Source organism: Rhizobium sp. SVR5-9E (genome assembly GCF_056755095.1).
The window spans coordinates 1-20,133 of sequence record NZ_JBNDHS010000068.1 but is presented as its reverse complement, the minus strand read 5'-3'; the positions used below and the strand labels follow the sequence as shown (position 1 = coordinate 20,133).

Annotated in this window: 19 protein-coding genes; 5 read left to right on the top strand and 14 right to left on the bottom strand. The window is 60.4% G+C overall.

Annotation, left to right across the window (positions count from 1 at the left end; all coding sequences use genetic code 11):
* The first annotated feature begins 154 nt into the window (after positions 1 to 154).
* Positions 155 to 538, top strand: coding sequence for a VOC family protein (locus ACPYOJ_RS24730; RefSeq protein WP_481418601.1), 384 nt, complete (start codon positions 155 to 157; stop codon positions 536 to 538).
* A gap of 42 nt (positions 539 to 580) precedes the next feature.
* Here the strand turns inward: ACPYOJ_RS24730 and ACPYOJ_RS24725 are convergent, their stop codons facing one another.
* A complete protein-coding gene (locus ACPYOJ_RS24725) occupies positions 581 to 1,381 on the bottom strand; it encodes a class I SAM-dependent methyltransferase (RefSeq protein ID WP_481418600.1) in 801 nt (266 codons plus the stop codon).
* 129 nt (positions 1,382 to 1,510) lie between these two features.
* On the opposite strand from ACPYOJ_RS24725, the gene ACPYOJ_RS24720 reads away from it, so the two are divergent.
* Positions 1,511 to 2,521, top strand: coding sequence for a trypsin-like serine peptidase (locus ACPYOJ_RS24720; RefSeq protein ID WP_481418599.1), 1,011 nt, complete (start codon positions 1,511 to 1,513; stop codon positions 2,519 to 2,521).
* Between the two features lie 68 nt (positions 2,522 to 2,589).
* Here the strand turns inward: ACPYOJ_RS24720 and ACPYOJ_RS24715 are convergent, their stop codons facing one another.
* A complete protein-coding gene (locus tag ACPYOJ_RS24715) occupies positions 2,590 to 4,272 on the bottom strand; it encodes an arylsulfatase (RefSeq protein ID WP_481418598.1) in 1,683 nt (560 codons plus the stop codon).
* A gap of 532 nt (positions 4,273 to 4,804) precedes the next feature.
* Here ACPYOJ_RS24715 and ACPYOJ_RS24710 point away from each other — a divergent pair.
* Entirely contained in the window at positions 4,805 to 5,110 is a 306-nt protein-coding gene (locus ACPYOJ_RS24710; RefSeq protein ID WP_481418597.1) for a flagellar basal body protein, read from the top strand.
* A gap of 55 nt (positions 5,111 to 5,165) precedes the next feature.
* Here the strand turns inward: ACPYOJ_RS24710 and ACPYOJ_RS24705 are convergent, their stop codons facing one another.
* The 9 genes from ACPYOJ_RS24705 to ACPYOJ_RS24665 all read right to left on the bottom strand — a co-directional run bounded on the left by ACPYOJ_RS24705 (position 5,166) and on the right by ACPYOJ_RS24665 (position 13,401).
* Positions 5,166 to 5,795, bottom strand: a complete 630-nt coding sequence (locus ACPYOJ_RS24705) for a LysE family translocator (RefSeq protein WP_481418596.1) — start codon at positions 5,793 to 5,795, stop codon at positions 5,166 to 5,168.
* A gap of 93 nt (positions 5,796 to 5,888) precedes the next feature.
* The gene (gene sufA / locus ACPYOJ_RS24700) at positions 5,889 to 6,284 is read right to left on the bottom strand and encodes a Fe-S cluster assembly scaffold SufA (protein WP_481418595.1); all 396 of its coding nucleotides are present in this window, start codon (positions 6,282 to 6,284) and stop codon (positions 5,889 to 5,891) included.
* 136 nt (positions 6,285 to 6,420) lie between these two features.
* Positions 6,421 to 6,801 (bottom strand): SUF system Fe-S cluster assembly protein, encoded by a 381-nt coding sequence (locus ACPYOJ_RS24695; protein WP_168831179.1) that lies wholly within the window; start codon positions 6,799 to 6,801, stop codon positions 6,421 to 6,423.
* Positions 6,802 to 6,811: 10 nt separating this feature from the next.
* On the bottom strand, positions 6,812 to 8,053 hold the full coding sequence (locus ACPYOJ_RS24690) for a cysteine desulfurase (protein WP_481418594.1): 1,242 nt from the start codon (positions 8,051 to 8,053) through the stop codon (positions 6,812 to 6,814).
* A gap of 13 nt (positions 8,054 to 8,066) precedes the next feature.
* Positions 8,067 to 9,341, bottom strand: a complete 1,275-nt coding sequence (gene sufD / locus ACPYOJ_RS24685; RefSeq protein WP_481418593.1) for a Fe-S cluster assembly protein SufD — start codon at positions 9,339 to 9,341, stop codon at positions 8,067 to 8,069.
* A 22-nt stretch (positions 9,342 to 9,363) separates the two neighbouring features.
* On the bottom strand, positions 9,364 to 10,119 hold the full coding sequence (sufC, locus tag ACPYOJ_RS24680) for a Fe-S cluster assembly ATPase SufC (RefSeq protein ID WP_168831176.1): 756 nt from the start codon (positions 10,117 to 10,119) through the stop codon (positions 9,364 to 9,366).
* Positions 10,120 to 10,220: 101 nt separating this feature from the next.
* A complete protein-coding gene (locus tag ACPYOJ_RS24675) occupies positions 10,221 to 10,562 on the bottom strand; it encodes a GIY-YIG nuclease family protein (protein WP_481418592.1) in 342 nt (113 codons plus the stop codon).
* Between the two features lie 61 nt (positions 10,563 to 10,623).
* Entirely contained in the window at positions 10,624 to 12,093 is a 1,470-nt protein-coding gene (gene sufB / locus ACPYOJ_RS24670) for a Fe-S cluster assembly protein SufB (RefSeq protein WP_481418591.1), read from the bottom strand.
* 141 nt (positions 12,094 to 12,234) lie between these two features.
* Entirely contained in the window at positions 12,235 to 13,401 is a 1,167-nt protein-coding gene (locus ACPYOJ_RS24665; RefSeq protein WP_481418590.1) for a cysteine desulfurase family protein, read from the bottom strand.
* A 202-nt stretch (positions 13,402 to 13,603) separates the two neighbouring features.
* On the opposite strand from ACPYOJ_RS24665, the gene ACPYOJ_RS24660 reads away from it, so the two are divergent.
* Entirely contained in the window at positions 13,604 to 14,281 is a 678-nt protein-coding gene (locus tag ACPYOJ_RS24660) for an alpha/beta hydrolase (protein WP_022715287.1), read from the top strand.
* Between the two features lie 3 nt (positions 14,282 to 14,284).
* On the opposite strand, the gene ACPYOJ_RS24655 is transcribed toward ACPYOJ_RS24660, so the two are convergent.
* Entirely contained in the window at positions 14,285 to 14,806 is a 522-nt protein-coding gene (locus tag ACPYOJ_RS24655) for a GNAT family N-acetyltransferase (RefSeq protein WP_481418589.1), read from the bottom strand.
* Entirely contained in the window at positions 14,806 to 15,924 is a 1,119-nt protein-coding gene (locus ACPYOJ_RS24650; protein ID WP_481418588.1) for an anhydro-N-acetylmuramic acid kinase, read from the bottom strand. The genes ACPYOJ_RS24655 and ACPYOJ_RS24650 overlap by 1 nt, the downstream gene beginning before the upstream one ends.
* Positions 15,925 to 16,040: 116 nt before the next feature.
* Here ACPYOJ_RS24650 and tyrS point away from each other — a divergent pair, with 116 nt between their 5' ends.
* On the top strand, positions 16,041 to 17,297 hold the full coding sequence (tyrS, locus tag ACPYOJ_RS24645) for a tyrosine--tRNA ligase (RefSeq protein WP_481418587.1): 1,257 nt from the start codon (positions 16,041 to 16,043) through the stop codon (positions 17,295 to 17,297).
* 44 nt (positions 17,298 to 17,341) lie between these two features.
* On the opposite strand, the gene ACPYOJ_RS24640 is transcribed toward tyrS, so the two are convergent.
* Positions 17,342 to 20,133 (bottom strand): YhdP family protein (locus ACPYOJ_RS24640; RefSeq protein WP_481418586.1); only part of this gene is annotated, 2,792 nt, incomplete at its 5' end.

The window sequence follows — 20,133 nt, the reverse complement described above, 5'->3', positions numbered from 1 at the left end:
AGATCCCCTTCTCCCTGCCCGGGGAGAAGGGGCTCCTGCAAATCTCACCTCGCTTTTTTCGATCGGCCGTGCCTCAGGTGTGGTAAAAGTAGTGGCGTGTGCATGACGGCCGCGGGTCAGCCTGAACGTGCCCATGAGTGCGGGAGTGAGAACAATGCCGGAAACCACCGTCAATGTCCGCTACATGGTCGATGATGTGGAGGCCGCCATCGCATGGTATACGAGCCACCTCGGCTTCTCGCTTCTGACGAACTATGCTCCGGCCTTCGCGGATGTGCGGTTGGGGAATTTACGGCTCCTCTTAAGCGGGCCGACAAGCTCGGCGGGACGGTCTATGCCGGATGGCGAACAGCCAAAGCCGGGCGGCTGGAATCGCATTCATCTCATCGTTGACGATTTGCCTGCCACCGTAGCGCGGCTGCGCGCTGCTGGCGTCCGTTTCCGGAACGACATCGTCAAAGGGCCCGGAGGCGCTCAAATCTTGCTGGTCGATCCTTCCGGGAATTTCGTCGAACTGTTCCAGCCGGCACAGCAATGACAGTCTGCTGTAGCGGCCCTTCGCATACGAGTTGCTTGGGCCTCAGGGAACAATGCCTCGGCAGGCCCAGGCGACATTGGCAAAGGATCGCGGGCCGTCCGGTCGCCCGGCCTCGTAGGCGTCGCGGATGGCGGCATCGATGCGGGCTCGCTCCGAGGCGCCGAGCGTCGTCATATATTGACCGAGAGGCCCTTCGCCCGCAGCGATAGGTGCCCAGAAGTCAGCGAAGTTCTGGTAGTCCATGCGGATCAGCAGCTGTGTTTCCGCAACGTCCAAGAGGCCTTGCTCGACAAAAGCCCGCTTCATTTCGCCCGGCTGCATCATCGGCTGAAAGCAATAGCGACTGCGTAGCTGGCGCCCGGCCTCGCTGAGTGCCGCCACCGTGTCGACCATCATGCGCATGACCGGCATGCCGCCGAGATGATCCCAGACGGCTGCCGCCACCGTGCCGCCGGGCCGCACGACGCGGCCCATCTCCGCCACCGCCTTATCGGCCTCGGGCACGAAATGTAGGACGAGCAGCGCCAAAGCACGGTCGAAGGTGCCGTCTTCGAACGGCAAGGAGCAGGCATCCGCCTGGCTGATCTTAATGCGAGGGCTGGTGTTGCGCCGAATTGTCTCCTCGACGAAGACGGGCGAATAGTCGATCGCGGTGATCTCGCCGAGACTGGCGGCTCGGTCGAGCGCGAAGGTCAGGCTGCCGATGCCGCAGCCGACGTCAAGTATCTTCTCGCCATCGCCAAGGCCCGCAAACTCTATGAATGGAAGCGCGAGCTTCTGGCTCCAGCGTCCCATGAGCTGTTCGTATCCAGCCGCATCGTGAACAGTGAAGCTTGAAGACATGCGAGCCTCCATCTGCAGAACAGATGGTAAACCTCGACTGGAAGATTGCCAAGGCATCGCCCCCAGATTGCCTTTAAAACATTAGCATGTTTTCATATTCTGAGTGCTCGAACAGGAGAGGAGAGTACGATGGACGCTATGGAATTGTGGGCACTCCCCGACCAGCCAGCGACGGAGCCCTTCCCCGACGATATCGAGAAAGCGATCCTGACCGAACAGGCCGCCGGCAAAGCCTGCGAGGGACAGAGCGGGAAAGATGCCGTGCTGGAGCCAATCACCGCGCTCAAGATGCCGACAGCGGGGATCATCGAGGGTTATCGCCCCGCGTGGACAACGCTCACCCATCTGCCGCCCCTCATACCATTTCGGCCCCGCGCCCGCCGGCCCAACGCCATGGCCTTCCCTCGTGCCACCACACTCCTGCTTCTTGGGCTGCCGGTGATGAAGACGTTGAGCCGATCGGAACTGCCGCCCTGCCTCTATCCCTATTCTACCGTCGGCCGCGTCGAGTATGGTCACGGAACCAGTTTCGATCGGCCTCTCGGCTGGGGAACGGGTACGCTGGTTGGACCAAATCTGATGTTGACTGCGAGCCACCTGATGCCGTGGGATCATCCGCCGGAAGGTTGGTGGATGCGCTTTTCGCCCGGCTACGTCAGCGGCCTCGAGCCGTATGGACGCTCCTACGTGCAATCGGTCCACGGATATCGGCCGCATGAGGATCCCTACGGTCTCGATTATGTCATCTGCCGCCTCTATACCCCGCTCGGCGAGCGTGTCGGCTGGATGGGCTCGCAGTCCTTCGGCGACGAGGACAAGTATTACGACCGTCGCTGGCTCAGCATCGGCTATCCCTCAGTCTATATGGGTGGACAGGATCCGGTGATGGACGTCAACATTGACATCGAGGATATCGATGGCGACGACAACGACAGCCTGGAACTGGAGGTCGATTATTCCACCGCCTTCGCCGGCGGCTGGTCGGGCGGCCCGCTCTGGGACTGGATCGACGGCGACCCTCGTGTCGGCGGCGTCAAGAGCGGCTATGAGGCCGATGGATGGGATCCCGTTCGCGGCGTATTCGCCGGCGGCGGTCCGATGGTGGGCGTGGTTCGCTACGGCTGGGATAACTGGCAATAGACGGAGAGGCCTGCGCCATGAACAAAGGGCAGCCCTTCCGGGCCGCCCTTGGACTTTACCGCACTCGACTAGTTGCCCGGCTTGTTCCGGATGGCCGCGTCGATCTGCCTTTTCACAGCATCGAGATTGAAGGAAGCCGGGTCCTGCATCGGCGGGTAGTCGACCGCGGTGAGGGCAAGTTTCCCGACTTCCTGCTGGACGCTGACGAAGCGCCAGAACTCGCGGGCAAAGAAGTCATTCATGTAACCTCCACCGAGGTCATTGAGGCTTTGCTCGCCAATCGATGGTGTCCTCTCGAAGGGATCCTGACGGATATTGACCATGGTGGGCATGTCCGTCGTTACCTTTCCACCGGGCCAGCCCTGCGGCTGCTGCAAGAACTGGAACTTGAAGTTATCGATCCGAACTGCCCCAAGAGCAGGGCCAGCGAAGTAGAAAAACTCATGCCGTGCGGATGGTGATTTGCCCAACAACAGGTCCATCTGATTGTAGCCATCAAGATGGTTCTTGTAGGTCGTGTCGCCCAGCTTCACACCTTTAAGCAGCTGGTCGGTGATCTCGGTGTTGCCAGCGGCGGCCGCCAACGTCGGGAACCAATCCAGGGCCGAAAATATGCCGTTCTCGACGGTACCCGGCCTGACCTTGCCCGGCCAGCGAATGATGGCCGGTGCGCGGAAGCCACCTTCCATCACGGTACCCTTGGTGCCCTTGAACGGGGTCATGCCACCATCGGGCCAGGTAAACACCTCCGCCCCATTGTCGGTCGTGAAAACGACGATGGTGTTGTCGCTCTCGCCCGCATCTTCCACGCATTTGAGAAGAGCGCCGACGTTGTCATCAAGCTGCGCCACTCCGGCTTCCTCAAGGCCATAGTTGGAATCGCTGTTCATGAGGGCTTGGTATTTGGGCGACAGAAAAGTCCAGACGTGCATGCGTGTCGTGTTGTGCCAGACGAAAAACGGCTTGGCGTCAGTCTTGGCTTTGTCCATGAAGTCGCACGAAGCCTTGACCAGCACTTCGTCGAACGTGCCCATGTCGTACTTGGCCTTGGGCATGACGTCATGCATGTTCGGCACGTTGGACATGTCGGGATATGGCGCCAGGGGACCCTCGTCCACGATCCTCTGCTTGCCGATCTTGCCCCAGCGCGGCTGCTCCGTCGTATCGTCCGTGTCCATTGCAAAGGTGTGGACCAAATTACGCGGCCCGACTTTATCCCGGTACGATTGATCATTCGGAAACGAATACCAATAGGGGTCTGACATCGCATCGAGGTGATAGAGATAGCCAAAGAACTCATCGAAGCCATGCAGTGTCGGCAGATACTTGTTCAAGTCGCCAAGATGGTTCTTGCCGAACTGACCGGTGGCATATCCCTCGTTCTTGAGAACGGCGGCTAGGGTTACCGCCTTGTCAGGCATGCCGACATCTGCGCCTGCCTGACCAACAGTCGTCAGGCCGGTACGCAACGGAATTTCTCCGGTGATGAAACTCGCCCGGCCGGCAGTGCAACTCGCCTCTGCATAATAGTCGGTGAACATCATGCCTTCGGACGCCAGCTTGTCGAGGTTGGGTGTCTTCCCGGACATGATTCCCCGGTGATAGGCGCCAAGGTTGAACCAGCCAATATCGTCGCCCATGATGACAAGGATGTTAGGTTTTGGCTGCTGCTGTGCGACTGTCGGCGCACCCAGCGCGGTGGCGAACGCGGATGCCAGCAAACCAAGGCAAAGATTTCTCGTGCTACTCATGATTATACCCTCCGTTTCACTTGGTCTAAATCGCGATTGTCTTCTCACAGCATAAGGGTGCACCCTCATGTCTGCGACGATCTGAGTTTGTGAAACTGCGCGGCGCGGCGGCCGGCACAGCGGGATATACTGGGTATGTGAATGCAGCTCTGATTAGTGGCCATAAGGTAGCGACAGGCGTCCCCGCCATCGAAGCGTCGAAGGCTAGCGATAAAATGCTCGCTCTGGCGTCTGCCCCAGTGTAGGCAGTCGTCCTAAGCGCGAATATGGCACATCTTTACCTTCACTGCCAGATTGAAAGCTCTCGTCTCACGCGAGTGGCCGCATCCTTTGGTATGAAGGGAATGCCGAAACCCACGGTCGGCCGGTTCCGCCTAAAAGCAGTCGCTGTCGGCTGAGTTCTGTGCCAATACAATACAGAAACCGCGATAATGCGCGCCTGCTCGCAGCTCTTCGCTAACCCAGCCCCTTCAGCATTCCCTAAGCTCCTGCCTGTAGAAAGGCTCCATCCAATTTTTCAGGGATAGGACCGATGAGCATATCAGGCATCACGAGTACCGCTCTTTCGGGAATGCTGGCGCAGACGACACGCCTAAGCGCTATCGCCAATAACGCCGCGAACGTCAGTACGCCCGGCTACCAGGCGCTGAATACCCGCCTGCAATCCCTCTCCCCGAATGGCGTTCAGGCGATCGTCAGCCAGACCGATGGCGAAGTCGATCCGGCCGGCGAGCTGACTGACCTGCTCCAAGCCAAGCAGAGCTTTACCGCCAACGCCAGCGTGTTCGAGACAGGCGCGGACATGTGGGACGTGCTGATGAGCATAAAGCGGGATTAGGAAAGCGTACCCGCCGATCCCGCGCATCGCCTCGATCATCAGCGATGAAAGCCCGTTACAGCAACGTCGCGGCATAGCCGAGCACGACGACACCGAAGGCGATAATCAGGCCGCCGGAGATGCGTCGGATCAGCAGCGTCAGATCGCTTGAAATCCTGTCGCGGGCGAGATTGACCGCCGCGCTCAACGCCGTCCACCACGCCATCGCGCCGAAGAACACACCGATGACGATCGCTGCGGTCTCCGTCACCGTATTGCCGTTCACCAAGCCTAGCCCCGCAAAGAGGCCTCCGAAGGACAGAAATGCGCCGGGATTGGAAATTGCCAGCAGGAAGGTTGATACGATGGTCCGGAAAAAATTGCGGGCGCCGACTTCCACCGCCTCTGCCGGCGGCGTCATAAGATCGCGGATGCCAAGAACGATGAGCACGATACCACCGGCCGCCGCAATCGGCAGGGAATAAGAATCCAGGGCATCAGACACCATCGCAAGCCCTGCTGCGGCAACCAGCGCGTAACAGGAATCCCCCAGCGCCGCGCCAATGCCAATCGCCACCCCCGAACCGAACCCGCGATGAAGGCTGCGATTGATGCACAGCGTCGCGATCGGGCCCGGCGGCGCGGTGACGACAAGGCCAAGCAAAGCGCCTTTGACGAAAAGCACAAGCAGCGTTTCGATGATCATACGGCAGAAACTGGTTTGGCGCCGAAAAGGGGCAAATCAAAAATAACAAAGCCGCCATCGCTGGCGGCTCTTCGGATCTCGATCCCGAAGGCGTTAGTGCGCCGCGGGGACCACCGCATCGCCCCGAGCGGCAAGCGCTGCCAGATCCGCCGGTTTCAGCTCCACGGATTCGCCGCAGCCACAGGCGGACGTCTGGTTCGGGTTCGTGAAGATGAAGCCGGAGCGCAGGGTCGTCATCTCGAAGCCCATCTCCGTGCCGAGCAGGTAGAGCACCGCAGACGGCTCGACCCAGACCTTGGCGCCGTCGCGCTCGATCAGGTCGTCCTTGGCATTCGGTTCGGTCACCAGATCGATGGTATATTCCATCCCGGCGCAACCGCCCTTCTTGATGCCAACGCGGATGCCCTTGGCGTCCGGCCCGGAATTCTCGACGATCGCCTTGACGCGGCTCGCGGCGGCTTCCGTCATGCTCATTACTGCAAAGCCCATCGGCCTCTTCTCCTTCCGCGCGCGGATTCAAGGTCCGGCGTTTCACGATTCAAATGTAGTGCCAGCAGCTTAACCGATCAATACCAGTCCGCCGCATGATCCTGTCCGAAAAAGTCTGCAACTTTTCGGGGTCATGCTAGTACCAACCGACGGCGACCTGCGCCTCTTCCGACATGCGGTCCGGCGTCCACGGCGGATCGAAGGTCATCTCGACTTCGACGCCAGAAACGCCTTCGACGGCACCGACGGCATTTTCGACCCAGCCCGGCATTTCGCCGGCCACCGGGCATCCTGGCGCCGTCAGCGTCATGACGATCTTCACCATGCGGTCGTCTTCGATGTCGATCTTGTAGACCAGGCCCAGCTCGAAGATATCGGCCGGGATTTCCGGATCGTAAACCGTCTTCAGCGCGCTAATGACGTCATCGCTAAGGCGCGCCAGCTCGTCGGCCGGAATGCTCGAATGCACGATGCCCTCGCGCACGTCGATCTTCTGTTCGCTTTCGTCCAGGCTCATAAGGCACTCCTCAGGCAAAAAACTTGCGCGCATATTCCAGCGCATCGGCCAGGGCATCAACCTCGGCTCGCGTGTTGTACATGCCGAAGGATGCTCGGCATGTGGAGGTGACGCCGAACCGTTTCAAGAGCGGCATCGCGCAATGGGTGCCGGCGCGAACCGCAACGCCCTGCCGGTCGATAACCATCGACACGTCGTGCGCGTGTAGGCCGGCCAGTTCGAAGGCGAAGATACCACCCTTGCCCGGCGCCGTTCCGAAAACACGCAGCGAGTTGATCGACCGCAGCCGTTCGGTGGCATAGGCCGTCAGATCGGCTTCATGGCGCGAGATCGCCTCGCGGCCGACTTTCTCCATGTAGTCCAGCGCATAGCCGAGGCCGATCGCCTGAACGATCGGCGGCGTGCCTGCTTCGAAACGATGCGGCGGATCGTTGTAAGTAACGTTGTCTTCCGTCACCTCGAAGATCATCTCGCCGCCGCCCTGGAAGGGACGCATCTCCCGAAGCCGATCCTTCTTGCCGTAAAGCACACCGATTCCCGAAGGACCGTAAAGCTTGTGGCCGGTCATCACATACCAGTCGCAATCGATGTCCTGGACGTCGACCGGCAGGTGCACGGCGCCTTGCGAACCATCGATCAGCACCGGAATGCCGCGCTCATGCGCAATGCGGCATACTTCCTTGACCGGAACGATGGTGCCCAGCGCATTCGACATATGCGTTATGGCGACGAGCTTGGTGCGTTCCGTGAGGCTCTTCTCGAAGTCCTCGATGTGGAACGCGCCCTCGTCATCGACCGGCACCCAGACGAGCTTGGCGCCCTGCTGCTCGCGAATGAAATGCCAGGGCACGATGTTGGAGTGATGCTCCATGATCGAGACGACGATCTCGTCGCCCTCGCCGATCTTCGGCATCCCCCAACCATAGGCGACCGTATTGATCGCCTCGGTCGATGATTTGGTGAAGATGATGTCGTTGACATCAGGCGCGTTCAGGAAGCGGCGCACCTTTTCGCGGGCTCCCTCATAGGCCTCTGTGGCGGCATTCGAGAGGAAGTGCAAGCCGCGGTGGACGTTCGCATACTCGTTCGAATAGGTATGCGAGATTGCATCGATGACCGCCTGCGGTTTCTGGGCGGAGGCGCCGTTGTCCAGATAAACCAGCGGCTTCCCATAGACCTCCGTCGCAAGGATCGGAAAATCCTTGCGGATGACTTCGACGTCGTAGCTTGCTGCTGGTACTATCTTGTCCATGGCTCTTGTCCGATCAGGCGTGCTTTTCGAGCCAGGCCGAAATGACGCCTTCCAGCGCCTCGACCAGGGCTTCGTCTTCCAGCTCTTCGACTATCTCCGCCACGAAGGCGTTGACGAGCATTGCCCGCGCCTTCTTATCGGGAATGCCGCGCGACAGCAGGTAGAAGAGATGGTTGTCGTCGATATCGGCGACGGTCGCCCCGTGGCCGCACTGCACGTCGTCGGCGAAGATTTCGAGCTCCGGCTTCACCGAGAACTCCGCATCATCAGACATCAGCAGCGTGTTGCAGGCCATTCTGGCATCGGTTTTCTGCGCGTCCGGAGCCACCCGGATCATGCCCTGGAAGACGCCCCTGGCGCGGTCGAAAACGACGTTGCGGATGACGTCCGTCGAGCTGGTATGCGGAACGTTGTGGCCGAGCACCATGGTGACGTCCGTGTGGGTATCGCCACCGAGCAGGTTGATGCCGCGAAGCGTCAGATCGGCCCCTTCGCCCGTCACCTTGATATGCAGTTCCTGCCGAACCAGCTTGCCGCCGGCGTTGATGACGAACAGCTTCAGCTTGGCGTTGGCACCGAGGTCGACGCGGATCTGGCCGAGGTGGGTGTCTTCGGCGCCCTGCTGCTGCAGGATGATCCAGGTCAGTTCCGTGCCTTCGCCGACGGTGATGTCACTGACGTGGGACACGAGCGCCGCATCGCCAGTCACCGATTGGTGACGCTCGATGACCGTCGCTTTGACGTTTGCGCCGAACGATACCGGCAGGCGCGTGTGGATCTGCCCACCGGCATGGGTGATATCGACCTCGAACGGCTTGTCGAATTCGATATCCGCCGGAACATCCACGACGTAGCCGTCGCGCACGAAGCTCCCGTTGATGCTGCCGACGGCATCATCTGTACCGAGGACACGGAGCGCCGCAGCAGCCGAACCGTCGAGCAGGCTCTGCGCATAGCTCGAAACACCGAGGTCGCCGGCCGTCGCTTTCGGGTCTGCATGGCCCTGCACTAGCGAAAGAACCGAAGACCCCTCGATCAGCGGCTCGATCTGTTTGGCGGCGGCATCGCCGGCAACGGCCGGAACCTCACGAAGCAGGGTCTTGAGATCGGTATAGTGCCAGGCTTCGACCCGGCGCGTCGGCAGCCCACTCTTCTTCAGGTCGTCAAGAAGGCGGTCGCGCGTCGCGGTAACGGCGCCGTCGCCCGGCAGGTCGCCGAACTGGTTGTTAAAAGCCTCGATGAGCGCCGCTTCCGCAACGGTCAGGCGGCTCGTCGTCTGCATGTTCATGAGACTGGTCCTTTCCGCCTGATCAGGCTGCCGCCCCGATGATGTCAGCGTAACCGTTTGCCTCGAGCTCATGGGCCAGCGTCTTGTCGCCGGACTTGACCACCTGGCCCTTGTAGAGAACGTGAACGGTGTCCGGAACGATGTAATCGAGCAGGCGCTGGTAGTGGGTAATGACGACGACCGCACGGTCGGGCGAACGCAGGGCGTTGACGCCGTCGGCGACGATCTTCAGAGCGTCGATGTCGAGGCCGGAGTCGGTCTCGTCAAGCACGCAGAGCTGCGGCTGCAGCAGCGCCATCTGCAGGATCTCGGCGCGCTTCTTCTCGCCGCCCGAGAAGCCGACATTCACGGGACGCTTCAGCATTTCGGTGTTGATCTGAAGCTTGCCGGCCGCGTCCTTGACGAGGCGCATGAAATCAGGCGTCTTCAGCTCTTCTTCGCCGCGCGCCTTGCGCTGTTCGTTCATCGCGACCTTCAGGAACTGCATGGTGGCAACGCCCGGAATTTCGACCGGGTACTGAAAGGCGAGGAAAATGCCCTTGGCGGCACGTTCGGCGGCGTCGAGCTCGAGGATGCTCTCGCCGTTGTAAAGGATGTCGCCTTCAGTCACTTCGTAGTCTTCGCGGCCCGCAAGAATGTAGGAGAGCGTCGACTTTCCGGAGCCGTTCGGGCCCATGATGGCGGCAACTTCGCCGGCCTTCACGGTAAGGTTCAGGCCGCGGATGATTTCGGTGCCGTCTTCGGCGATGCGGGCGTGCAGGTTTTTGATTTCAAGCATTTCAAGTTCCTGTTCGTAGGGCGGGTTCAAGTGCCGCCTGATTGACCGTCTCATACCGGTCCTGATCGTCATCCTCGGGCTTGTCCCGAGGATCTAAGCCTTCAATTGTAGTCGCTCCACTGCCGCGTGTTCGGATGCGGCCGATAGACACTCTCGATTTCATCGATCCGCTCGTAGAGGTCCATCCAAGTCGGATTAAGTCCCTCGATAAGCTTGATCTTCCATTCACGCACATAGCGCTTCAGAGACTTTTCTCTCTTTATCGCCAGCACGATGTTCGGGTGGGTTTCGAACCAGACCAGATTTTTCGCTCTGTATCTCTCCGTAAACCCCTTGTGTACTTCGTTGCGATGCTCCCAAACGCGACCATGCAAATCACTCGTAACCCCGGTGTAGATCACGCCGCGCGGTTTGTCGGACATCATGTAGACGAAGCCACTCATCCTTTATCCGTAAGCCGCCGCAGATCCTCGGGACAAGCCCGAGGATGACGGAACCCGAGATTTAGCCGACTGAGCCTTCAAGCGAGATGCTGATCAGCTTCTGCGCTTCGACGGCGAATTCCATCGGCAGCTCCTGCAGGACTTCCTTGACGAAGCCGTTGACGATCAGTGCGATCGCCGCTTCCTCCGGGATACCGCGCTGCAGGCAGTAGAAGAGCTGGTCTTCGGAGATCTTCGAGGTGGTCGCTTCGTGCTCGAACTGCGCCGTCGAATTCTTCGCTTCGATGTAAGGCACGGTATGCGCACCGCACTTGTCGCCGATCAGCAGCGAGTCGCACTGGGTGAAGTTGCGTGCGTTCGACGCCTTGCGGTGGGCCGAAACCTGGCCGCGATAGGTGTTCTGCGAAACGCCCGCAGCAATACCCTTGGAAATGATGCGGCTCGACGTGTTCTTGCCGAGATGGATCATCTTGGTGCCGCTGTCGATCTGCTGGTGACCGTTCGACACGGCGATCGAATAGAATTCTCCACGGCTGTCGTCGCCGCGCAGGATGCAGGACGGATACTTCCAGGTGATCGCAGAGCCGGTTTCGACCTGCGTCCAGGAGATCTTCGAGCGGGCACCGCGGCAATCGCCGCGCTTGGTGACGAAGTTGTAGATGCCGCCCTTACCTTGCTTGTCGCCCGGATACCAGTTCTGGACTGTGGAATACTTGATCTCGGCATCATCGAGAGCGACGAGTTCGACGACAGCTGCGTGCAGCTGGTTCTCATCACGCTGCGGCGCGGTGCAGCCTTCGAGGTAGGAGACGTAGGCACCCTCCTCGGCGATGATCAGCGTGCGCTCGAACTGGCCGGTATTCTTCTCGTTGATGCGGAAATAGGTGGAAAGCTCCATCGGGCAGCGGACACCCTTCGGCACGAACACGAACGAGCCATCGGTGAACACCGCCGAGTTCAGCGTCGCGTAGTAGTTGTCCGTCGTCGGAACGACCGAGCCGAGATACTTCTGGACAAGCTCCGGATGCTCGCGGATCGCCTCGGAGATCGACATGAAGATCACGCCGGCCTTCTTCAGCTCTTCCTTGAAGGTCGTGACGACCGAGACGGAATCGAAAACGGCATCGACGGCGATCTTCGGCTTTTCGACACCGGCGAGGATCTCCTGCTCCTTCAGCGGAATCCCGAGCTTTTCGTAAACCTTCAGAATTTCCGGATCGACCTCGTCCAGCGACTTCGGACCCGGCGTGCTCTTCGGTGCGGCGTAGTAATGGATCTCGTTGAAATCGATCTTCGGATAATTGACGCGTGCCCAGGTGGGCTCCTCAAGCGTCAGCCAGCGCCGGTAGGCCCCGAGACGCCATTCGAGCATCCATTCCGGCTCCTGCTTCTTGGCGGAGATGAGGCGGATGATATCCTCGGACAGGCCCTTGGGTGCCTTGTCCATTTCGATGACGGTTTCGAAACCGTATTTGTATTGGTCCACGTCGATCTGTCGGACGCGATCAACCGTTTCCTGGACGGCGGGCATGTCGTTCTCCAATCTCGCCGGGTCAAGGTCCGGCAGGTCGTCTTGGGGTAATTTTTACTACCCCGTATGTAGGTGGCCAGAAGGCCGTTTTCAGCCCGATTGGCAAGCGGAAATTTGCGTTTCCGCAATTAATTGAAGCAATCAGGCCGCTTCTCCGGCCGGCCTGCACCGGCCGGCAATTTTCGCAAAGGCGGCAACCGCCCTGTCGATGTCTTCTTCCGTCGTCGCAAAACCGAGCGAAATGCGCAGCGCACCCAGCTTCGGGTCGCGGCCCATCGCCACCAGAACATGGCTCTCGCCGACCTTGCCGGACGAGCACGCCGACCCCGCCGAAAGCGCCACACCCTCGAGATCGAAGGCGATCTGGCCGGTCTCGGCTTTCAGGCCCGGAAGCGTGAAGAAGGTGGTGTTCGAAACGCGCGAAGCGCCGGCGCCGTAGATGACGATGTCAGGTGCGGCGCGGCGCATTCCGGCTTCCAATCGATCGCGCAGGGCTGAAACCGCCTCATTGCGTCTATCGAATTCCGCAACGGCAGCTTCGGCGGCCGCGCCAAAGCCGATCACGGCAAGCGAATTCTCGGTCCCCGAGCGGTGACCCTTCTCCTGGCCGCCACCGTGGATCAGCGGGCGCGGCATCAGGACCTCGCCACGACTGATCAGAGCGCCGGCGCCTTTCGGGCCACCGATCTTGTGCGATGAGACGATCATGAAATCGGCACCAAGCTCATTGATGTCGAGCCTCAAGCGTCCCGCGGCCTGCACGGCATCGACGACGAGCAGGCCGCCATGCGCCTGAACCACCTTCGCAGCCTCGCGAACAGGCTGAACGATGCCGGTCTCGTTATTGGCGAGCATGATCGCCACCATCGGCAGGCCCGAAGCCTTGTCGTGATTCGCAAGCAGCGTATCCAGCGCCGTGAGATCCACCAAACCTGCGGAAGTTACCGGAATCTCGGTTTTCTTCTCAGCCGGAAACCGACCGCCCTCGCGCACGGCGGGATGCTCGATCGCCGAATGATAGAGATGACCGATCGCAAGCGGCGTGCGTCCCATGCGGAAGTCCGGGGTCAGCACCATATTCGCCGCTTCCGTCGCGCCACTGGTAAAGGTCACATGTGCAGGCTCGGCGCCGGTCAGGGCCGCAACCTGGCGGCGGGCGCGTTCGATCGCAGCGCGTACCGCACGTCCCTCGCCATGAACCGAGTTCGGATTTCCGAAGAGATCGAGCGCGCGCAGAACCGCCTCACGCGCTGCGGGATGCAGCGGCGACGTCGCGTTCCAATCAAGATAGAGGCGGGGCGGCGCCATGTTCTCGGGTCCTGCGCTTGGTTCCTGCTAAGCTCGGCTCATTTTCCTTGAAATTTCGGCCGGGCTTGCCTTATGACACGTTCCACGAAGACCGTGGACCGCCATGCAAGTTTCGAATTGTTCTAAACTGCGTTTTAGAAAACCTGACAACATCCGTCAAGTCTAAGCAGCAAGAACGCTGAAAATAAAACCCGGAGTACCGATGCCCGAAGTCATTTTCAACGGCCCCGCCGGCCGTCTTGAAGGCCGCTACCAGCCCTCCAAGGAAAAAAGCGCGCCGATTGCCCTTATCCTGCACCCGCACCCCCAGTTCGGCGGCACGATGAACAATCAGATCGTCTACCAGCTCTTCTACATGTTCCAGAAGCGCGGGTTTACGACATTGCGCTTCAATTTCCGGGGCATTGGCCGTAGCCAGGGCGAATTCGACCATGGCGCGGGCGAGCTTTCGGATGCGGCCTCCGCACTCGACTGGGTCCAGAGCCTGCATCCCGATTCGAAGACATGCTGGGTCGCCGGTTACTCGTTCGGAGCCTGGATCGGCATGCAGCTATTGATGCGACGTCCGGAAATCGAAGGCTTCATGTCGATTGCGCCTCAGCCGAACACCTACGACTTCTCGTTCCTGGCGCCCTGCCCGTCCTCCGGCCTGATCATCAATGGCGAAGCCGACAAGGTCGCGCCTGAAAAGGATGTGAACGGTCTGGTCGAGAAGCTGAAGACGCAGAAGGGCATCCTTATCACCCACCGCACGGTGCCGAACGCCAATCACTTCTTCAACGGCCAGGTCGAAACGCTGATGGCCGAATGCGAGGACTACCTCGACCGCCGTCTGAACGGCGAACTGGTGCCGGAACCGGCGGCGAAGCGCATTCGCTAGGACTCACCCGACATCAGCGGTGAGCTCGAAGGTCGGGCACAAAATCCCATCGATCAAAATCGGCGTGCGGCTTCGCATGCCGATTTTTGTTAGGATGTGCTGCGACACCGCATTCTCGGGATGCGTGAAGGCGATAAGGTGGGTCGCAAACCGCTTGCCAAAGAACCAGTCGGCTAGCGCACGGGCGATCTCCGTCGCGTAGCCCTTTCCCCATTCCTCTTCGCGCAGCGCGTAACCAAGCTCGAATTCGTTTTTTTGCCGGTTGTAAAGCGAAATGCCGGCGCGGCCGATGAAGCGGCCATCGTCACGGCTGAGCACTTTGTATTTGGTCGTCCCGTCGCGGGCATGCTCGCCGAACCAGCGCGTCAGTCGCTCCTCGCACCGTTCCCTCGTCCACGGCGCGCCACCGGACATATAGCGCGTCGTTCCAATCGTCGAATGCAGGTGGAGAACGAGTCCGACGTCATCCCTATCCCACATCACCAGCCGCAGGCGCGGCGTTTCGAGAATGATCGTTTCCGTCATCATGGCCTCGCAAGAATGCCGCCGGTAACCGGCTCGCGAACACCGGTCGTACCCGGGAACGTCAGCGGCAATTCCTCCAGCGATCTGGCGGCCAGATAGCCCCAGGCCTCGGCCTCCATCGCATCGCCGTTGAAGCCGGCCTCCTCGGCGGAGATCACGCCGGCGTTCTGGCGGGCTGCAAGATCGCTCAAGTCCCGCATGATGGTGCGGTTGAGGCGCCCGCCACCGCAAATCACGTAGAGCGCCGGCGTCACCGGCAGGTGACCGGCCGATTTGATGATCGAGGCGGCAGCGACATAAGCCAGCGTCCGGGCTCCATCGGCAAGCTCGGCGTCCTTTCCGCCCAGCGGCAAAAAATCATTGCGATCGAGCGATCGGCGTTTCTCGGCCGTGAAGAACGGGTTGTCGAGATAGCGGTCGGCCAACTCGGTGATCACGTTGCCTTCCGAGGCGATCATGCCGCCCTGGTCGAACGGTATTCCGGCGTGCGTCTCGACCCATTGGTCGATCAAGGTGTTTCCCGGCCCGCTGTCGTAGGCAACGACGGCACCATCGGCGCCGACATAGGTCAGGTTCGAAATGCCGCCGATGTTGACGAAGCAGACCGGCAGCCTGGCGTTTCGAATGGTCCCGGCGAGCGCCGCATGATAGGCGGGCACCAAGGGTGCGCCCTGACCGCCATGCACCATGTCGTTGGCGCGCATATCGTAAACGACCGCTACGCCGGTCTCTTTGGCAAGCAGCGGCCCGTCGCCGAGCTGGACCGTCAGCGCCTCGTCGGGCCGGTGAAGCACCGTCTGACCATGGAACCCGATGAGATCGATCGAGCTTCGATCCAGAGAGTTGCGTTCAAGAAACTCCGTAACGGCAGTTGCATGACGCTGCGTCAGTTCGTGCTCGATCGCTGCCAACTCGCCGGGGCGCTCGTTTCGCTGGCGAATGGATTTTGCCTGTTCGAGCGCCAGCTTCAACCTGTCGCGGAAGGCCGGATCGTAAGGCACTCCCAGAAACGGCCCGCGTTCCACGGCAGCAAGGCCGTCGGTGCGAACCAACGCGACATCGATCCCATCCATCGACGTGCCGCTCATCAGGCCGATTGCCGTTCTCATTTTCCCCATGGCACCCCGCCGGAAGATTTCCACCAAATGGTGACTGTTCAACAAAACAGTGCTAAACGCGCCGCGACGCTTCAACAATAGCCAATCCCAAAATCCGCATCCGAGAGCAAAAGGTCATGTCCGAGTTCAAATCCGATTTCCTGCGCACCCTGAAAGAGCGCGGCTTCATTCATCAGATTTCCGATGAATCGGGCCTCGACGATCTAATGGCGAAGGAAACCGTGACAGCCTATATCGGCTTCGATCCCACGGCGCCGAGCCTGCATGCGGGCTCGCTGATCCAGATCATGATGCTGCATTGGCTGCAGAAAACCGGCCACCGCGCCATTTCCCTGATGGGCGGCGGTACCGGCATGGTGGGCGACCCCTCCTTCAAGGACGAGGCCCGCCAGCTGATGACCATCGATACGATCGAGAGCAACATTGCCTCGATCAAGCGCGTCTTCTCCAATTACCTGACCTATGGCAACGGGCCCAAAGACGCGCTGATGATCAACAATGCCGAATGGCTGCGTTCGATCAACTACCTGGAATTCCTGCGTGACGTTGGCCGGCATTTCTCCGTCAACCGGATGCTGGCCTTCGACAGCGTCAAGACGCGCCTCGACCGCGAGCAGTCGTTGTCGTTCCTAGAATTCAACTACATGATTCTGCAGGCCTATGACTTCGTGGAGCTTGCCAAGCGCTATGATTGCCGTCTGCAGATGGGCGGCTCGGACCAATGGGGCAACATCGTCAACGGCATCGATCTCGGTCACCGCATGGGGACGCCGCAGCTTTATGCTCTGACCTCCCCGCTCCTGACGACCTCTTCCGGCGCCAAGATGGGTAAATCGGCCACGGGCGCCGTCTGGCTGAATGCCGACATGCTCTCGGCCTACGACTTCTGGCAATACTGGCGCAACACCGAAGACGCCGACGTTTCGCGCTTCCTGAAGCTCTACACCACGCTCCCGATGGACGAGATCGCTCGCCTTTCCGCACTTGGCGGCTCGGAGATCAACGAAGTCAAGAAGATCCTGGCAACCGAAGTGACGGCAATCCTGCACGGGCGCGCCGCTGCCGAGGAAGCGGCAGAGACAGCCCGCAAGACCTTCGAGGAAGGCGCCATTGCCGAAAACCTGCCCTCCGTCGACATTCCCGCCTCCGAGCTGGATGCCGGCATCGGCTTGCTTTCACTTATCGTCCGGGCCGGGCTTGCAGGCTCGAACGGCGAAGCCCGCCGTCACGTTCAGGGCGGTGCCGTGCGCATCAACGATCAGGCGATCAGTGATGAGCGCAAAATGATCGGTAGCGGCGAAATCACCGCAGATGGGGTCATCAAGCTCTCGCTCGGCAAGAAGAAGCATATCCTCATCCGCCCGGCGGCTTGAGCTCCAGCTCTGACCAATGAAAGCCGGCGCAAGCGCCGGCTTTTTTATTGAAATTCGAAGATATTGCGAAAAACGCCCGGTGCGATGATTGAAAGCGGATTGATCACCAGAGCGGGCTTATCGAATTTGCCCGTCAGCCTGAACGTAATGCCGATGAGGCCGCGATCCGATCCGTTTCCGAGAATGATGCCGATGACCGGCAGCTCCGCAAAGAGCCGGTTCAGCCCATAGGCCGGCATGAAGGTACCCGTCATGTCCATGTTGCCGCTCTGATCCCGGATCACGCCCTGGAACGTCGCACCGACCTGATCGCCGCGCACCACACCGTTCTCGATGCTGATCACCCCGCCGCGGGACACGGCGCGCGCAAAGCCCCGCTGGAAGCGCTGTGCGGACGCATCGATGTCGCGTTTGACCGCGGAACTGAGACTGCGCTGGTCCTGCCCGACCGGCGTCGAAACAATCGAGTGAAGGCGTTGTTCGTTAACGATGGCAAAGCGGCGTATGTCGACGGAGCCGTCCCAGTTGCGCGCGTCGCCGAGCCTGATTGACATGTTGAGCAAGCCGCCCTGCATGTGCTGATAGAGATCGGCGAAGCGCGAGACGGCGCCGGCATCGCCGCTGGTGATGTTCAGTACACGGCCCTCTCTCGTCTGGCTGACGACTGCTTCGCCGCTGTCGGTAACCCCCGAAAAATTCAGCGCCTGCAGCCGGCCGCCGCTCGAGATGTAAGCAGCCTCGAAATTGCGGATCTTTTCGTCGTTGAAGCCGACAACGTTGTCGAGCTTGGCACGGACCGAGATGCTGGCATTGCTGCCATCTGCATCGCTGCTGTCGCCCTGCCCGTTCTTCAACCTTGAAAGAATGGGACGCGCATCGGCGGTGCTCCCCGAAACCGCGACATCAAAACTACCCTTGCTGCGTTTGATCGATATGGCGAAGTCATCGAGAGAGGACAGCTTCACGCTGTCGAAGTCGGCCGATGTCAAACCGCCCTTGCTCAGCATCAGCGCGCCGCTGGCGCCGAAACCGTCGCCCTTCAGCTGGAAGTTCCTAATCTGCGTGTTTTCAGCAGGCCCCGACACGTCGAACTCCGCCGTTGCTGGAATTCCGCTGCCTTTTGCCCAACCAATCCAGGGGAGCTGCAGGGACGCCTTGCCGAGATCGATCTCAACGTTCTGGTGATCCTCGTCGATCCGCGTCAGCTGCATCTTCATGCTGCCGTTGATAATGCCCGAAAGACCAGGCAGCACTTTCTCACGCTGGTCGTTGTTCAGCGTCGCCGTGATGATGCGCTGTTGCTTGACACCGGACGATTTGTCGGTCGGCTCGACGAGATCGATCTCGGCCGGAATGCCATCAAGCTGCCCCTTGGCATTGAGCATCACCTGCTGCGGATCGGCGTTGAGTTCGCCATCGAGTTTCGTCACCATCCGGCCCGAAATCGGCTTGGCGACATCCACGCCGGCCAGGTGCATCGCTGCCTTCCATTCTGGCGGCGGAGGATTCTGCGAACGCAGAAGACCTAACCTCGCTTCGACCTCGGCGGTGATCTCGCCCTTAAGGTCTCCGGGTGCCAAGCCGGCGCGTTGCAAGACCTGGATCGGCTTGTAGGTCAGGAGCTCTCCCACGGCATCGGCGTCGCCGGAGACTGCGAGCTTCATTTCCGCCATCAGCGGCTTGTCGTAGGTCGAAGGCAGCACGAAAGTGCCCTCCCCGAGACTGACCGAGCGGCCCGACGCGAAGTAGGACGTGCCGCTCTTGATCGAAATCGTTGCCTTCCGTCCGATCAGATCGAAGTGCGCCGACGTGTCCCGGATCGGCGGAATATCACCCGTGACGTTCATGCGCGCATCCGCGATATCGAAATTGATGCGGATCTGGTCATCGTCGAGTTTCAGTCCCTTGCCGACGGCTTCGTCCAGCTTGCCGAACGGGATGAATACGGAGATCGACGCATCCGTGACTGTCCCGCCGAAGAGATTTCCAAGCACCCATTCACGCGCCTTGGACGCCATCCAGAACGGCCAGAGCTGCTTGATCGCCGCCGTCTGGAGCTGCTGCGAATTCCCCACGAAGCTGATTTCCGGCGACCTGTCGCCAAACCTGACATGAAGCGATCCGAACAACTGCCCCAAGGGACTGGAGACCGTCAGGCCCGGAACTTGCAGTTCTCGCGAGGCGATGAGGTAGCGGCCCGTCATCTGAAGATCGAACGGCAACGGATGCTCGCCCGACCCTGCGGGTGCTGCCGTACCCCCGCTGATCAGAAGATCGACACCGAAGCCCTTGCCGGCGGCCTGATCGAGCTTGTCGAGATCGATGACCGCGCCATTGAAAGGCACGGACGTGTCTGCGAACTGCACTTGCGATCTGGATATCTCCAGTGTCTGCTTACCGAAATCATAGCCGAGATTGATCCGGCCGCCGGAAAGCCGCTGCTCATCACCGTCGACATAGAGGAGCCCCGGCGCGATATCCGCAGCCGCCTCGAGCGAGGGCGCAATGTCGCCTTCGCCGCGCACGGCTGAAACGGCAAGGTCGGCGAAGCCATTGACGCCCTGACGAATTTCCCCGAGCGCATTCCGCCTCAAGGTAAAGGGCGTCAGGTCGGCATGAGTGAGCTTTGCCGTAACCCGGGAGGATTTCCCCGCTACCTTGTCGACAAGAACATTCAGCGCCGCCACTTCGCCGTTGATGGCGATTTCGCCCTTCAACTGCAGCGAAGACGCCCCCACATGTGTGAACGCGAGATTGTCGATCTCGACCGAGAGCGGGCCGTTGGCGGTATCGGCCAGTTTGATGTTGATACCCGATAAGCGGACGGTATCCGTGC

Bases quoted from the DNA above. Each gene is read 5' to 3' on its own strand.
- sufD (WP_481418593.1), bottom strand. From the start codon at position 9,341: ATGAACATGCAGACGACGAGCCGCCTGACCGTTGCGGAAGCGGCGCTC.
- ACPYOJ_RS24690 (WP_481418594.1), bottom strand. From the start codon at position 8,053: ATGGACAAGATAGTACCAGCAGCAAGCTACGACGTCGAAGTCATCCGC.
- ACPYOJ_RS24720 (WP_481418599.1), top strand. From the start codon at position 1,511: ATGGACGCTATGGAATTGTGGGCACTCCCCGACCAGCCAGCGACGGAG.
- sufB (WP_481418591.1), bottom strand. From the start codon at position 12,093: ATGCCCGCCGTCCAGGAAACGGTTGATCGCGTCCGACAGATCGACGTG.
- ACPYOJ_RS24665 (WP_481418590.1), bottom strand. From the start codon at position 13,401: ATGGCGCCGCCCCGCCTCTATCTTGATTGGAACGCGACGTCGCCGCTG.
- ACPYOJ_RS24715 (WP_481418598.1), bottom strand. From the start codon at position 4,272: ATGAGTAGCACGAGAAATCTTTGCCTTGGTTTGCTGGCATCCGCGTTC.
- ACPYOJ_RS24650 (WP_481418588.1), bottom strand. From the start codon at position 15,924: ATGGGGAAAATGAGAACGGCAATCGGCCTGATGAGCGGCACGTCGATG.
- ACPYOJ_RS24730 (WP_481418601.1), top strand. From the start codon at position 155: ATGCCGGAAACCACCGTCAATGTCCGCTACATGGTCGATGATGTGGAG.
- ACPYOJ_RS24675 (WP_481418592.1), bottom strand. From the start codon at position 10,562: ATGAGTGGCTTCGTCTACATGATGTCCGACAAACCGCGCGGCGTGATC.
- ACPYOJ_RS24710 (WP_481418597.1), top strand. From the start codon at position 4,805: ATGAGCATATCAGGCATCACGAGTACCGCTCTTTCGGGAATGCTGGCG.
- ACPYOJ_RS24695 (WP_168831179.1), bottom strand. From the start codon at position 6,801: ATGAGCCTGGACGAAAGCGAACAGAAGATCGACGTGCGCGAGGGCATC.
- ACPYOJ_RS24655 (WP_481418589.1), bottom strand. From the start codon at position 14,806: ATGACGGAAACGATCATTCTCGAAACGCCGCGCCTGCGGCTGGTGATG.
- sufC (WP_168831176.1), bottom strand. From the start codon at position 10,119: ATGCTTGAAATCAAAAACCTGCACGCCCGCATCGCCGAAGACGGCACC.
- sufA (WP_481418595.1), bottom strand. From the start codon at position 6,284: ATGGGCTTTGCAGTAATGAGCATGACGGAAGCCGCCGCGAGCCGCGTC.
- ACPYOJ_RS24725 (WP_481418600.1), bottom strand. From the start codon at position 1,381: ATGTCTTCAAGCTTCACTGTTCACGATGCGGCTGGATACGAACAGCTC.
- ACPYOJ_RS24705 (WP_481418596.1), bottom strand. From the start codon at position 5,795: ATGATCATCGAAACGCTGCTTGTGCTTTTCGTCAAAGGCGCTTTGCTT.
- tyrS (WP_481418587.1), top strand. From the start codon at position 16,041: ATGTCCGAGTTCAAATCCGATTTCCTGCGCACCCTGAAAGAGCGCGGC.
- ACPYOJ_RS24660 (WP_022715287.1), top strand. From the start codon at position 13,604: ATGCCCGAAGTCATTTTCAACGGCCCCGCCGGCCGTCTTGAAGGCCGC.